Genomic DNA, 12,765 nt, shown 5'->3' with positions numbered 1-12,765 from the left:
GAGGTGGCGGAGATGCAGAAGTCTCCGCGAGATCGTGCGGCATCGTACGCTGAAGACGCTCGCAAGTCGCCGTTGAACGCCGCGCCGTGGATCGTGGACTGACGGTAAGAAGGACTAGCCGACCGCCAAGACCGGCCTCTTTCGCAGCCGCGCCCGCATGATGACAAGCAGAACCGTTTCGTCTTTCATGCCACTCTGGAATAATTTTATAAGCTCGGCCGCAATCTGCTCGGCGTTGTAAGAGATCAGTTGAATCTCCGCTTCCTTGCAAAGCTTCTTGAGGACCGATTCCAGCAATCTCAACCCTTCAGGATAGATAGGTTGATCACCGGCGGTGTCGTAGGTCATGTACGCCCCTTTGACTAGGACTTAATTCAAGGCCGCAGATGCTGGGCGGCAAGCCCATGCATGACTCGTTTCAGGGAAGAGGTCATTAACCTATGCAAGTTCGAACAGGGCGCCGGATTCACCAACTGCAGGGGGATGTACAACAAAGGGAGCATGTGCACGGATCGAGCTGGGCAAGTCGTGAAAGCCCCTGCCGCCAGGCCTGTTAAGTCCCGACGGTGTTCCTGCATGGTGCTGTAGGCGAGCGAGAGAGCCTAAAAGAATTCACTCACCTTACGGCTTCTCTTTTTGAGAGCCGGGATGGGTTCGCGATGCATTTGCGGCTGCGCCGGCGGTGACTTCACCGGATGCTGTGCAAGCCTTGCTTGTCTCAGCCGCGCCGTCTTCTCAGCGCGTTCGGCTCGTTCAGCGTCCAGCATCTCTTGGCTGATACGTTTGGCGCGGTCGTATCTTTCCTAGTCGTGATTGCGAGTCACGGACACCTCCTAGCCAGCAACAAAAATCCTGCGAACCTTTTTGGTGACACGCGGCTTGCGTTGGCTGGGACCGGGCGTGATGGCTTGTGCGAGGCGAGCCTCCTTCAACCGCGCCGTCTTGGCGGCGCGCTCAGCACGTTCCTTGTCGATAATGATTGCTGCAGCTGATGTGGTATTCTCGTTGCGACCGTCATCATTGATCCGCGGCATCTCAGTGCCTCGCCCCGATTCTTGTCGCCCATAGTGCCATTTTGCACCTGCGTCCCGCCCTGAACTGGTCTATTGCCGCTTTGAGTGAGAATTCGGTTGCATGTTCCGGTTTCTCGCCCGGCTGGTGGTTGTCGTTGGCAGCTTGTGTGATGGCCATCTTTGTTCTCCTACGAGGCCGAACTTCGATATGACACAAGTGTTCCAAGGCAACTCGCAAGCTGCAGGGCTATTTTCGATGTAGGGGCACGCGCGGATGCTCAGGCGCGTGATCGGAGCATTGTGTTGGAGGGCCGTAGCTGGAACTATGAGAGCGCAGATAGCGTGGTCGCCTGAACATGAACGGCGGCCTTCCCCCCCTCTCGCAAAAAGCTGTCAGCGCGATATTGTTACCAGGAGCAAAGGAGCCTGGTGTCGACGAGAACTTTTCTCGCGACGAGATCGTTCAGACTTTGCTGCAGCACAGGGCCCCCGCAAGCGCATCAGCTCGGTATTGTAGGGAATTCGGGCGTTAGGGCCGTTGAACCGCTACGGGTGTGTCAGTAGCAAACTTACAGACAGCCGCAGGTCCAAACGAGCAGCACCGTTCCAAGCGCATACGGGACCAGAAGCAAACCTATCGTCACCCAGAAAGCTGGCTCTGCCAAGGCGGCCATGTCCTTGCGAAACTGCTCCATAGGGCTACCCCGGCAACTTCGACAAACGAATAGAGCTAATCTGGTAAGGCCTACGGCCCGCTTTTGGCATCTTCGACCTCCAGCGCATCCATGAGGGCTGCCACGTCGGTGGGTTCGCCATCGGCGTCACCATGCACGCCAGTCCGGGCGTTCTTTAGCGCTTGCTCGATCGCATCTTCAATGTTTCCGAGCTCGTCCTCACGCACCTCGCGACCATAACCGGCCGCTTCGGCATCCTGCTCGAATTGCTGGACCAGCACGGCGAAGCTCACTTCCTCTTTGCCAGCAAGAGTGCCGACATTCTCCTGCAGCCAGGTTTCAAAAAACTCTTTGGTCGCGTTCATCGGATCACTCCTTCGCCGGATTAAGCGCGGCGGCGATCCGAAGTTCCGCAATGCCGTCACTTTCCCAATCAGCAAGGGGATATGCTCATGGTGGGCTTGGCTGATAATCCCGAAAATTCGTCTGCGCGGTGCTGGCTCCGTACCGGGAGCAAGGCCGCCGGATGAGTTCACGCCCACCGAGCGCTCGTCGATCCGCATGCTCTTCGATCGGTCTGCATGGAACTATTGCCCGCTCGGTTGCGCAAGGCTGCCCCGGCGGTGGTTGTTCGCCTTCCCGCTATTCTATCCCGACATTCCGGATTGAATCACCTCATCGGCTGACAACCGGTCGGACATCGCTGCACTGTTGGTCTGGTCCATCCCGAACTGAGCGACCTGAATCATCATAGCCTTGGCCTTTGCAATGAGTTGGTCGTCGGGAAGAGTATGCCCGGCCTGCAGGGTGACTGTAATACACTCGCCTCCCTCTCCGCGGAATTCCACGATCGGAGCCTGGTCTCGGCTGACGACAATTCCCATCATCTGCATAAGAACCTCCTTCGACTGCAGCGGGCAGCCGAAACTCAACCCAGCTCGGCCGTCTAATCCTTGACATAAGCCCCAGGCTGACGACCGCCTCTGGGCGCCTTGGCGTCTTTCGAATGCTCGGCCATCGCAGGGCCTGCTCCGGAGACTTTCTCTGCGGCCGGTGACGGTGTCGCCGGCTTAGACGAGGTCCTGCCGCCCGATTTTTCGGGGCGTGGTGATATGTCAGTTGAAGAATTGTCTGAAGAAGTCATGGCTCGTTTCCTTAGCTGCGAAACTTCCTTACCAACCTCCGAAATGCCCTGACGTTCCATTGCGATCCCTTCGTGAGATAAGATCTCCGCAGGTGAACATGCCTCGTCCCTGGACGCGCATCAGGTAGGGGTTGATTTCGCAAGCGAACGGTAAAATGCGAAGCCGCTCCGGCGAGATACAGCTTAGCCCTACATGGCAGCGCGGGCATCGGAATACGAGCCGAGGCGAAACAGAGGTCCATCCGTCGCCGAACCCGCGACAGGCAGCAGGTTCGGTCATTTCTGCAGAAATGCGTTTGCCAGCTTGGACACAGCGGCAGTGCCCGTACCGCGCTATTCTCTCCTGGTGCCGAGAGCCTGATTGCAGCGCCGACTGGGAAAAGCCTGCGACACAGGCTGACTCCGCAGGTCAAACTATGAGGAACAATATCTCCCTTTGAAAGTTCTGGCCGACCCATGAAGGAGATATGAAATGTCAGAATCGCGCGAATGGCTTGTCCAATGGCTCAGGGATGCTCACGCCATGGAAGAGCAGGCCGAGACCATGTTGAATGGGCAGTTGAACCGAATTGAGAACTATCCTGAGCTCAGCGAACGGATTCGCCAGCACGTCCAGGAGACCAGGCAGCAGGCTGCTCGGCTGAAAACCTGTCTCGACCGCATCGGACAAGGATCTTCCACACTGAAGGATGCCGGCGGCAAGCTGACGGCAATGGCGCAGTCGCTCAGCGGTGTCTTCGCCGGTGACGAAGTGATGAAAGGATCGCTTGCAAGCTACACGTTCGAGCACATGGAAATCGCCTCCTACACAATCCTTATCGCCGCTGCCAAATCGCTGGGTGAAGCAGAGGTCGCCCAGGTCTGCGAAGAGAACCTGCGTGAGGAAGTCGCAATGGCGGACTGGTTGAAAAGCCATATTCCAACGACAACCGAGCAGTTCCTGGCGCGGGCCGACTCGGAGAGTGAAAACGCCAAGCGTTGATCAGCCGGTAGCGTATCGCTAAACAAGCTCGCCCCTTGCGCCGAAGCTCGGCGCAAGGCGCATCGAGGTTGAGCCGTTACCGCTGAAAGGCACTTCAAAGTAGGCAGTGCGTGAGTAAGTTTCCGATTAGCTCTCCGTGCCGCGATAGTATCCTTGACGCCAATTGAACTTGAAATTCCGGACGGAATTCTCTGCCATGTGCCGCTCCTTGAGAGCCCGCCGAACTGCCCATCATACGGATGTTGCTATCGCCCACTTTTTGGCGACAGTTCCCCATCCCCAACCATCTCCGCCAGCCGGCTGAGGAAGTCCACCAAAGCAGCTTGCGGCTCGTCGATTTCGCCGACCACGACCGAAATGCCCCAACGTCCAAGCACGGCCTCCTCCACAGGGTTTCGGCTGGTCATGAAGATGAACGAGGGCGGGCGATCTTTCTCATAGCCGGACCGATGCCACGTCTGCCAGAGACGGTGCAGCAACAACCGAATGTTTGGGTCGGAAAGGCTATAGCCAATGAAGAGGATCGTGCTGCCGAGCGCATCCGAGCGAAAACGCACGTCCAGCGGAGAATTGAAGGAGAGACGATCGAGGTAGTCCGTTTCGGTGAGGACGAGGGACGAATCCTCGTCGAAATCACCATGGAACTTGACGATGTGGGTAATGCCTTGGCGGGCCTGCGCCACATCGCGTGCATTGGCCACTTTCACGTAGTCCCGACCGTATATCTCATAAGCCAGTTCCAGATTCCGATCATAGTTAGTTGTGTAGATGACAGGGAAGTCGAGCCTCACGATGAGACGATGCAACTCGGATTTCTCGATCCGGTCCTTGGGGACGGACCAGTTTCTGTCCATCCAACTGCGAAGTGGCCCGATGCTGCCATGCTTGATGCGATAGTACTCGGCCAGGGTTTGAAAACGATCGCGTCTCGTGGAAAATTCGTCGTCGACGCCGAGCTCCTTTGCCATTCGCTCTATCAGCTTCTCCCAGGAGGGTAATCCAACGCTGATCGAAACCCCTGCCCCAACAAACAGAATTGCGCTGCGATGCCGAATTGCGTTGGCGAGCGAATCTACAGGGTCATCGTTCATCACGTCTTTCGAGGCCACCCGCGCAGGTCGACCTTCCTCCCTCACATCTGGTCGTTATTAGGCTCCTTGGTGATCCCCACCTGCCTGGCCAGCTCGGAAAACGGTGGCACACTCGCTTCGAACTGCTCGGTGTTAGCCAGCCGCAAAAGCCGCAAAGGGAAACACACTGCGTCGCGGTTAGCCGGCGACATATCCTCGAAGAGGCGCTCATCAACCGTGAAGGAGGCTTCCGCGTTTTTCAACGCCGTGTCGATATCATCGACCGAGAGAAGGCCTCTGCGGACCAAGGCGTTATTGACGGCCGCGACCGCCATAAGCAAACCTTCCAATTGCAGGTTGGCGACGTTCATGGGCCATTGTCCTTCATACCATTGGGAGCCCGTCGATAGATAATCCTGCTCCGGAGGCCTTGTGCCGTGCCGGTGATGGAGTTGCCGGCTTGCTAGAGCGTTTCGGCTGCGCGGCGACGCCGGGATTGGCATCTGGTGGCGCCATGGCTTGAATCTCCGCTGGGCTGCTGGACAACTCTCCACATGCCTCGAGGTTCCGGATCGCCATGGCAACCTTGCAAAGGCATAGGCAAGGCTTCTCGCTGTCCTACCGTCGGGCGCACCAGGTGATCGCGGTTGGGTCTTCAGACTGCGATTCAAAAAGCGCGTTGCATGGTTCCTCCGCGAGCGCGAGCCGCCTTCGGCAGTAGATGCCTGCCGCGCCCGCTCGTAGCCAAAAGCAACCGCCGCAAAGCGTTCGGCAACTTTAGAGCTCCGACAGTGCCTCCCAGACGGGCCACATAGAAACGACCAAGCTGATGCCTGCTACAGGTCTCGGGATCTCGTTTATCGGCGACATCAGGCAGCGGCGCTCCGCAGGTCAGCAGATCCGATGGATGGGAACAACCCGGCACCGTGATGGTTCGGTGGCATCAAAAGGTGATAGAGAACGATGGGTGAAAAGCTTAAACAGCACACAGAAGCCACAGATCGTGAAAAGGCGATCGAAGCTCTCTACTTTGCGCGCAAGTGCGGCCTCACCAAGGAAGAGGCACTCAAGATGCTCAGGGAAGCCCAAATCAGGATCGATGATGGACCCAAAAGCCGCTCCGGCAACCGAACTTAAAAGCGTCCGTTGAGCGCTCATCTCAGCCAGCGGCGGCGCATGATCTTCTTCACCTCCGACACGCATTTCAACGATCCCCGCATTCTGCGGCTCGACCCCCGCCCCTTCAGTTCATTGGTGGCGCACGACCAGGCACTGACTGAACTTTGGAACGAGACTGTTGCTCCAAATGACGAGGTTTGGCACCTCGGCGACTTCGCCAAGGGATCGGCCGAGACAGTGTCTTCGCTGCTGTCCTGCCTCCACGGCACCAAACACCTGATCATCGGCAACAACGACGGCATGGTAACGCTCCGCGCTTCGGCTTGGGCTAGCGTGCAACACTACAAGGAGCTAACTGTCGAGGGCAGTTTCTTGGTTCTTTGCCACTACCCGTTCCGCACCTGGAACAAGATCGGCAAGAAATCGATAAACCTGCACGGCCATTCTCATGGCCGGCTGAAGCCAATGACGCGCCAGCACGACGTCGGCGTCGACGCCTGGGATTTTCGCCCAGTCACCTTTGCTGCCATACAGGCCAGGCGCCGCCGAGATTGAGGTTAGCGCAGCAGATGGCGAACGATCGATGTCTTCACGTGGTGATGCTAGCCGCAAACAGGATTCCAGAATCCTGCCCCTGGAGTATTGCAGCCATGCTGGAACGCACCGCGAGTAAACTGGGACCGAGGAGCGCCCCACCCATCTGCACAGCCGTGGGACAGGCGCCGACCCCCGTCGTCAACACGGCGCTCCACTGGCGCCCCAATCGTTCATCCACCTCGCTTGAAACGAGCTTCAATCGCCGTCCTTGGCGACCTCAGTGCCACACACTCTCTCTAAGCCACTTAAGAAACCTGTTCCCTCCGATTGCCCGGCGGACTCTAGCGGCAGCCCACTGCCCTCTGAACGTGGTTCCGACATGGCAACTGCAGACGATGTCATGCAACTCCCCGTCAGACAGTTCGAAGAAGCGCTTTGCTGCCCCATAGGTGTCATCCTTCAGGCCTAACGCACGCAGTAGCGGGTCCTCGAAGGCCACAGTAATTGGCGAGCCCTCACCGCGCGCTGCGTCGCGAGCTTCCCGCTTCAGATACTCAGTGCCGGTAAGCGCTGTCAGGCGTCGCTCGGGATGTTGTTCCAGCAACTCTGCCCAGCGCTCAATGCGCTGTTGCCGGGTCATGATCGGGTATGTCGACAGGGGTTCTACTTCTGCAATTGTCTGCAGTTGGCTTAAAGTTTGGTGTTCCATCGTCGGCTCCTTTGGTCGAAGTCCCTTCCCCTCAAAAATTATCGCGCGCCGACGCGCTGACAAGAGCTGGCAAGGCGGCCACTTGCCCGACAATGATTGCGAAACAGCGCATTGCTCCGCCGGCGCGCGAAACGATATCTCATCCCAAATCAGACCGAAGCCGTTCAGAACGAACAGCTCGCCACCCGCCTGCAACAACAAATTAAATTAGTAATGCCTTATGGAACTTTGAGGCTGGCGTTTCATTTGATCGGCATGGAGGCCTCTGTAATCCAAAGTGCCGGGATGAGAGCGAACGTGTCGCTGCGCTACTCGCTGGTTCTGCCGATATACAACGAGGAACAAGTGCTGCCTCGTCTGATCGAGCGGATCAGGTTGCTAATCCACCAGCTGGACGGTGAGACAGAGGCTATTTTCGTCGATGACGGAAGCAGCGATGGCAGCGTCACTTACCTTCGGCGTGTGGTCGCCGCCGAGCCTCGTTTTCGGCTAATCGAGCTTTCCCGCAATTTTGGGCACCAGATAGCAATCACAGCCGGTATGGACGCCGCCCAGGGGGATGCCGTCATCGTCATGGATGCCGATCTCCAAGACCCACCCGAGGTGGTTCTCGATCTGGTGGCGAAGTGGAAAGAAGGTTTCGAAATTGTCTATGCCCGGCGCGTCAAACGCGAGGGCGAATCCTGGTTCAAGCGCTTCACGGCAAGTCTCTTCTATCGCTTGCTGGAAAGGATGACGACCGTTGACATTCCGCGCGATGTTGGAGATTTCCGGTTGGTCGGTCCCAAAGCGCTGAGAACTTTTAGGCAGATGCCCGAACACGATCGCTTCGTCAGGGGCATGTTTGGCTGGATGGGATTCAAGCAGGCGTCGGTGCCTTTCGAGCGCCCGGCACGAACCCATGGCCAGACCAAATACCCATTCTGGAAGATGGTGCATCTTGCTGCGCACGCCATCGTCAGCTTCTCGGAACAGCCGCTGCGCCTGGCGCTCTGGGGTGGCTTGGCCATTTCTGCGCTGGCCGTAGCCTTCGGTGCCTACGCCATCTACGCCTGGGCCTTTGAAACAGGCATTGTTGCCGGCTGGACATCCACCGTGATGATCGTGTCGCTCCTGTGCGGCATCAACCTCTTCATGACCGGCGTTGTCGGATTGTATGTCGGCAGCATCCACGCCGAAGTAAAACGGCGCCCGCTTTACGTGATCGATCGCCTCACCGGCTTCGACCGGCCGATGCCAGCCGTCCCGGGCAAGAGCCGCCGCTCGCCTCGAAAATCCCGGCTTGGAGTCCCGGCCAATGTCCGAACCCTTCGACAGCTATAGATTCAATTATGGTGAGACGGTCCAGGGATCGATCCGCTTTTCAGGGCTTAAGCACGACTTCTTTCTCATGGCGAAGGCCGAGTTGCTGCGACGCATTGTGGTCGAGCGGGGGCTTCGTCATGCCGGCCCGGATTTGCGGGTGCTTGATGTCGGCTGCGGCGTAGGTGTGCTCCATCCCTATCTCAAAGGCGCCTTCGAGTGCCTGGAGGGCTGTGACATCTCGCAGGAATCCATCTTGCGTGCCAGCCAGGAGAATCCGAGCGTCACCTACACGGTCTGCACCACGCCGAACCTGCCATACGACAATGGCGTCTTCGATCTGGCCTTCGCCAGCTGCGTCGTCCATCATGTTCCGCCCGCTTCCTGGCTCGGGTTCGTTCGCGAGATGCGGCGCGTCGTACGCCCAGGCGGTGCCGCCTGCATCATCGAGCACAATCCCTATAATCCGCTGACGCGTCTGGCTGTGTTCCGGTGTCCCTTCGACCATGACGCGGTGCTGCTCAGCGCAGCCAAAACAGCGTCCCTCCTTCAAGAAGCAGGCTTCAGCAACATCCGATCCGAGCACTTCCTGCTGCTGCCGTCGGGCGGGCCCTTGGCCCGAAAAGTCGAGCGCGCGCTCGCCCCCCTGCCGCTGGGGGCACAGTATGCGTGTAGTGCGCATGCATGAGCATCGGCCTGCCGGCGACGACGCCCTGAAGCTACTGGCACGCTTCGGCCTGGTCGGCATCGCTGCCACACTTCTGTATGCCGCTTTGGTTGCTGTTTTTTCCAAATCGGAATGGCTCGGTTTAACGCCCATCCATGCCTCGCTTGGGGCATATGCCGCAGCCACCCTGTTTTCGTATCTGGCTCACAAATCCCTGACGTTCGTGTCGGGCCGATCGCATCGAACTGAAGCTCCGCGTTTTCTCCTGCTGGCGGCAACAGGCTTGGCCATTGCCTATGGGGCGCCGGCGTTGCTGACGGTAAAGCTGGGCTTGCCGCTCATCATTCCCGTGCTGATTACGTGCTTGCTTGTCCCCGGCATCAATTTCTTCGTGCTTGACCGGTGGGTTTTTGCCGGACGCATTCCCGGTCGGCACGGCAATCGCTCCCGCCAGAGGCAATAATGCTCTAAATGGCGTCCAGTCGAAACGACACCAATTTGATGGAGCGCTTATAAATGTCGCTGGCGGCCTGGCTGGGCGGGATCCCGTCAAGATAGTCAAAGGTCATTTCGAACGTGCTGGCGTCCGAAAAAGCTGCGTGCGGAATGACGAACGAGACGGTTATCGGTTGCTTGCCCGACAGTGTGACCTTATGCACGGACACGCCATGCACCGAGATTATCACCCTCTGCGTCATCTGTGGCGGACGAATGACAGCGGCCATTTGTAGCGTTGCCTTAAGGCCGTCGCGAAGTGGCGGTATCTGCAGGCGAAGCCGCGAGGTCTCGCCCAGCGAATGCGTGCCGTCGGCTACCGGCCCCGACCAGCCACAAACTTTCATGCCGGCTACCCGTTTGGCGCCATCGGACCGGAAGGACACTGTCTGGCCGAGTGAGTAGCTGCCAATGGCATCGCGGTTGAGGCATGTCGTCGTGCGGTCGATGTAATAGGCACGATAGTCGGCGTGGACATTCGGATGGAGGGCCAGCGCAAGGATGGCGAGTTCGGACACGGCCAGAACCGCGGCGAGCGCGTAAGCGCCAAGCGAGATAGCGCGTCCATGGGGGTTGAGGGTGTCAGACCAAAGCAAGGTAGCCCCCAATCCATGCCACCGTCATGAAATAGCAGGCGACCAGGAAGAGAACCAAAGCGGCCAGCCAGGTCAGTTTCGACGCCGACAACAGGACGGCCATCAACATTATCAGAGGCGCCAGCCCAATGACGTATCTGACCATGGAGGCCAGATTCGTTATCAATGGCACGAGAATGCAGATCGCGCAGAAGACCCCAGCGCCATATTGCTTGCGAGCCACCAGCACGACTGATAGCGCCAGCCCGATGATCGCTGCGAGCGCACTCCATTGCGGCGCCGTGGGCAGCCACCCGGTCTTGGGAAATGCTGAGAGTCCGTCCCATAGAAACAGGAGCGGGTTCCCAGCCACTCGTCCAAAGGCGCGTTGGACGTGCAGAAATGCAAAGCCGTCGCCGACAGTGACATACAAAAACAGGATGTAGGCAAACAAGCCGGCAGGCGAGATAAAGATAGCGACGAGCAGATCCGGTCGACCGAGCACCCAACGCGGAAAGGAGAGTGGTGAGCCGCCCCGTTCGCGATGCTGCTGGAACATTTGAATGACGGTCGCAAAGACGACGAGGACCCCAACGAGCCTCGTTGCCGAGAGGAGCGCTGACGAGATGCCAGCGACGGGATAGCTGGAACGTTTGAGTGCCAGGAAGACAATCGAGGTCAGGAGCACGAAAAGAGATTCGGAAAGGAAAGTTGTGAAGTGGAAGGATAACGGGCCGCTAAGCAGAAAAGCGCAGTACAGTACATAGGCCCGCATGTTCTTCTCCAGCAGCGGCCATGCCACCAGACACGCGGTGTAGCTGCATGCAATCGAAGTGATCGTCGCGACCAGTATCGTGGCGAAGGGGAAAATCGCCCGGATCACCGCTACCAGCATCGGATAGAATGGAAAGAAGCCCCATCGTCCGACGTTGCTTTGGTTTGGGATGGGAAAGCGCTCGTAGCCGCGTTCGGAAATATCCAGATACCAGTGGCAATCCCATCGGCAGAGCGCACGAGCATAAGACTCGAAGCCTGGTTCCGCCAACGTTGAAGCAACAGCGGCATAACGAATAGCAAGGCCAGTGAAACCGAACAGGAGCGGGACTGTCACGACCGCTGCCGCTACCATGTGGCGCTTGTTGATCGTCGGGCCGTAGTCGGGGAAAATCTCGAACTGCTCTGCGCCCTTCATCGACGGCGCATCGCCGGGGCTCTTGATGGCCGGGACGAGATTGTCAGTCCCGGATTTTCTCATCGCGGAGCACCGGCGCGGCGAGTTTCCACCCCCTGATGGGAGCCCGCTTCGACTGTGACCAAACCGCCGACCGTGGCCTTGCCAGCTTCATAATCGACCGCCCTGGCGTGGCCGATGAGGTTCAACTTGTCCGGCGCCTTTGCCTTCTTCGGCGTGTCGATCGAGAAGAGGAAGTTGTAGGTCGCAACGCTGACGCTGGCCCGACGGTCGTCGAGCAGTTCCAGATGGGTGACGCCTATCGTCACCTCGTGGCCAAAGCCGATGCCAGTCTGTTCCCGCACCATGTGAGGGATTCTGGAGCGCGGCTGGCGATCGTCAAGAGGTTGCTAATATTCGAGCGGCGAAGGGCAACAAATCTTTGGCCCTGCTTCTAAGCGAGCGTTTGGAGAATACCCGCGGTGCGTGGAAGGCGCCTTTGAAGCGCGTCGAGAACACGATAATCATGCATGCCTCGGCGGCCGGACGAGCTATTGCGCAGCCTTGACACCGGGATGGTCGCCCGACAAATCAAAGGTCCGTACCGAATGCTCCTTCTGTGCGACGTCGAATGCCCACGGGCGGAGGCGCAAAGACCGAGATCGCCTTTGCGTGGACCTTGAAATGAGCTGGTGTCGAGGTGACGATCTCACCATCGGTGTTGACCGGCATCGGCTTCTCCGTCTCGATGTCGAACTCGACGCACCTAGCCGTCCGAACCTCTCGCCAGGCGCCATGCGTTCCAGAACGGAAGGAGCGGAGCATCAGCGCCAGTTTCCAGAGGTTCGTCATTTCCAAGCTATAGAGATCGAGATGTCCGTCATCGATCTCGGCCGTCTCTTCCACCACGTTGCCGCCCCCGTAGTGACGACCGTTTCCCACCAAAAATTCCATAGCGTTGTTCGCCTGCGCCGCTGCATCTCCATCAACCCTGTGGGGGAAGTCTGCCAGCGCGATGACATAAAGAGCGGCTGCGAGAACGAGGACGCAGCCAACGGCAATCATCTTGGCGAGTGGGCGAGAAGTGCTGCAAGATGGCAAACGGAACGGTTCGCGCACAGCGAACACAATCACGATGGCGAGAATATGCATCGCCAACCGCTATTGCGGGAGCACCCGCCGGGTTCAAGTGAACGGAAACTTGCCCGATGACCAGGCATGCTAACGCTCCAACTACCCCGCTGGCACTAAGATTCATCGCCTGACGGGCGGCCGTGTTGTGTCGAGCAAAGCGCCTGCGCTTGCCA

The 12,765-nt window shown here is 58.4% G+C and carries 17 protein-coding genes; 6 read left to right on the top strand and 11 right to left on the bottom strand.

Annotation, left to right across the window (positions count from 1 at the left end):
* Positions 1-114: 114 nt before the first annotated feature.
* The 4 genes from AC0L24_RS28380 to AC0L24_RS28365 all read right to left on the bottom strand — a co-directional run bounded on the left by AC0L24_RS28380 (position 115) and on the right by AC0L24_RS28365 (position 2,580).
* Complete coding sequence (locus AC0L24_RS28380; protein ID WP_127395630.1) at positions 115-348, bottom strand: hypothetical protein; 234 nt, start codon at positions 346-348, stop codon at positions 115-117.
* Positions 349-833: 485 nt separating this feature from the next.
* Positions 834-1,034, bottom strand: coding sequence for a hypothetical protein (locus tag AC0L24_RS28375; protein WP_127395631.1), 201 nt, complete (start codon positions 1,032-1,034; stop codon positions 834-836).
* A 724-nt stretch (positions 1,035-1,758) separates the two neighbouring features.
* A complete protein-coding gene (locus AC0L24_RS28370) occupies positions 1,759-2,250 on the bottom strand; it encodes a hypothetical protein (RefSeq protein ID WP_245463550.1) in 492 nt (163 codons plus the stop codon).
* 84 nt (positions 2,251-2,334) lie between these two features.
* A complete protein-coding gene (locus AC0L24_RS28365; RefSeq protein WP_127331622.1) occupies positions 2,335-2,580 on the bottom strand; it encodes a hypothetical protein in 246 nt (81 codons plus the stop codon).
* Positions 2,581-3,303: 723 nt separating this feature from the next.
* Here AC0L24_RS28365 and AC0L24_RS28360 point away from each other — a divergent pair.
* A complete protein-coding gene (locus tag AC0L24_RS28360) occupies positions 3,304-3,813 on the top strand; it encodes a ferritin-like domain-containing protein (RefSeq protein ID WP_127395633.1) in 510 nt (169 codons plus the stop codon).
* 245 nt (positions 3,814-4,058) lie between these two features.
* On the opposite strand, the gene AC0L24_RS28355 is transcribed toward AC0L24_RS28360, so the two are convergent.
* Positions 4,059-4,904, bottom strand: coding sequence for an SIR2 family NAD-dependent protein deacylase (locus tag AC0L24_RS28355; protein ID WP_127266463.1), 846 nt, complete (start codon positions 4,902-4,904; stop codon positions 4,059-4,061).
* 41 nt (positions 4,905-4,945) lie between these two features.
* Positions 4,946-5,254 (bottom strand): hypothetical protein, encoded by a 309-nt coding sequence (locus AC0L24_RS28350; RefSeq protein WP_127266462.1) that lies wholly within the window; start codon positions 5,252-5,254, stop codon positions 4,946-4,948.
* 592 nt (positions 5,255-5,846) lie between these two features.
* Here AC0L24_RS28350 and AC0L24_RS28345 point away from each other — a divergent pair.
* Positions 5,847-6,020, top strand: a complete 174-nt coding sequence (locus AC0L24_RS28345; RefSeq protein ID WP_127395634.1) for a hypothetical protein — start codon at positions 5,847-5,849, stop codon at positions 6,018-6,020.
* A 39-nt stretch (positions 6,021-6,059) separates the two neighbouring features.
* Complete coding sequence (locus AC0L24_RS28340) at positions 6,060-6,557, top strand: metallophosphoesterase family protein (protein WP_127266460.1); 498 nt, start codon at positions 6,060-6,062, stop codon at positions 6,555-6,557.
* 259 nt (positions 6,558-6,816) lie between these two features.
* Here AC0L24_RS28340 and AC0L24_RS28335 read toward each other — a convergent pair whose 3' ends face one another.
* Entirely contained in the window at positions 6,817-7,248 is a 432-nt protein-coding gene (locus AC0L24_RS28335) for a hypothetical protein (RefSeq protein ID WP_127807737.1), read from the bottom strand.
* Positions 7,249-7,533: 285 nt separating this feature from the next.
* Between AC0L24_RS28335 and AC0L24_RS28330 the strand changes: the two genes are divergently transcribed.
* From AC0L24_RS28330 to AC0L24_RS28320, 3 genes are read left to right on the top strand one after another with little or no spacing between them, the layout of a single operon-like run.
* Positions 7,534-8,571 (top strand): glycosyltransferase family 2 protein, encoded by a 1,038-nt coding sequence (locus AC0L24_RS28330; protein WP_164873906.1) that lies wholly within the window; start codon positions 7,534-7,536, stop codon positions 8,569-8,571.
* Positions 8,546-9,238, top strand: a complete 693-nt coding sequence (locus AC0L24_RS28325) for a class I SAM-dependent methyltransferase (protein WP_473564472.1) — start codon at positions 8,546-8,548, stop codon at positions 9,236-9,238. The genes AC0L24_RS28330 and AC0L24_RS28325 overlap by 26 nt, the downstream gene beginning before the upstream one ends.
* Entirely contained in the window at positions 9,216-9,680 is a 465-nt protein-coding gene (locus AC0L24_RS28320; protein ID WP_127396518.1) for a GtrA family protein, read from the top strand. The genes AC0L24_RS28325 and AC0L24_RS28320 overlap by 23 nt, the downstream gene beginning before the upstream one ends.
* Positions 9,681-9,684: 4 nt before the next feature.
* Here AC0L24_RS28320 and AC0L24_RS28315 read toward each other — a convergent pair whose 3' ends face one another.
* From AC0L24_RS28315 to AC0L24_RS28300, 4 genes are all read right to left on the bottom strand, one after another.
* Positions 9,685-10,230, bottom strand: coding sequence for a hypothetical protein (locus AC0L24_RS28315; protein ID WP_245481777.1), 546 nt, complete (start codon positions 10,228-10,230; stop codon positions 9,685-9,687).
* Positions 10,231-10,294: 64 nt separating this feature from the next.
* On the bottom strand, positions 10,295-11,542 hold the full coding sequence (locus tag AC0L24_RS28310) for a hypothetical protein (protein ID WP_127396516.1): 1,248 nt from the start codon (positions 11,540-11,542) through the stop codon (positions 10,295-10,297).
* Positions 11,539-11,826: a hypothetical protein gene (locus AC0L24_RS28305; RefSeq protein WP_127807738.1), complete on the bottom strand. Its 288-nt coding sequence runs from the start codon at positions 11,824-11,826 to the stop codon at positions 11,539-11,541. Before AC0L24_RS28305 ends, AC0L24_RS28310 begins: the two co-directional genes overlap by 4 nt.
* A gap of 223 nt (positions 11,827-12,049) precedes the next feature.
* Positions 12,050-12,610 (bottom strand): hypothetical protein, encoded by a 561-nt coding sequence (locus tag AC0L24_RS28300; protein WP_245481778.1) that lies wholly within the window; start codon positions 12,608-12,610, stop codon positions 12,050-12,052.
* Between the last annotated feature and the right edge of the window lie 155 nt (positions 12,611-12,765).

This window comes from Mesorhizobium sp. WSM4809 (assembly GCF_055811655.1).
This window is presented reverse-complemented; position numbering and strand designations above follow the sequence as displayed.

Coding starts and splice junctions, on each gene's coding strand:
- AC0L24_RS28380 (WP_127395630.1), bottom strand. CDS start 348: ATGACCTACGACACCGCCGGTGATCAACCTATCTATCCTGAAGGGTTG.
- AC0L24_RS28375 (WP_127395631.1), bottom strand. CDS start 1,034: ATGCCGCGGATCAATGATGACGGTCGCAACGAGAATACCACATCAGCT.
- AC0L24_RS28370 (WP_245463550.1), bottom strand. CDS start 2,250: ATGCGGATCGACGAGCGCTCGGTGGGCGTGAACTCATCCGGCGGCCTT.
- AC0L24_RS28365 (WP_127331622.1), bottom strand. CDS start 2,580: ATGCAGATGATGGGAATTGTCGTCAGCCGAGACCAGGCTCCGATCGTG.
- AC0L24_RS28360 (WP_127395633.1), top strand. CDS start 3,304: ATGTCAGAATCGCGCGAATGGCTTGTCCAATGGCTCAGGGATGCTCAC.
- AC0L24_RS28355 (WP_127266463.1), bottom strand. CDS start 4,904: ATGAACGATGACCCTGTAGATTCGCTCGCCAACGCAATTCGGCATCGC.
- AC0L24_RS28350 (WP_127266462.1), bottom strand. CDS start 5,254: ATGAACGTCGCCAACCTGCAATTGGAAGGTTTGCTTATGGCGGTCGCG.
- AC0L24_RS28345 (WP_127395634.1), top strand. CDS start 5,847: ATGGGTGAAAAGCTTAAACAGCACACAGAAGCCACAGATCGTGAAAAG.
- AC0L24_RS28340 (WP_127266460.1), top strand. CDS start 6,060: ATGATCTTCTTCACCTCCGACACGCATTTCAACGATCCCCGCATTCTG.
- AC0L24_RS28335 (WP_127807737.1), bottom strand. CDS start 7,248: ATGGAACACCAAACTTTAAGCCAACTGCAGACAATTGCAGAAGTAGAA.
- AC0L24_RS28330 (WP_164873906.1), top strand. CDS start 7,534: ATGAGAGCGAACGTGTCGCTGCGCTACTCGCTGGTTCTGCCGATATAC.
- AC0L24_RS28325 (WP_473564472.1), top strand. CDS start 8,546: ATGTCCGAACCCTTCGACAGCTATAGATTCAATTATGGTGAGACGGTC.
- AC0L24_RS28320 (WP_127396518.1), top strand. CDS start 9,216: ATGCGTGTAGTGCGCATGCATGAGCATCGGCCTGCCGGCGACGACGCC.
- AC0L24_RS28310 (WP_127396516.1), bottom strand. CDS start 11,542: ATGAGAAAATCCGGGACTGACAATCTCGTCCCGGCCATCAAGAGCCCC.
- AC0L24_RS28305 (WP_127807738.1), bottom strand. CDS start 11,826: ATGGTGCGGGAACAGACTGGCATCGGCTTTGGCCACGAGGTGACGATA.
- AC0L24_RS28300 (WP_245481778.1), bottom strand. CDS start 12,610: ATGCATATTCTCGCCATCGTGATTGTGTTCGCTGTGCGCGAACCGTTC.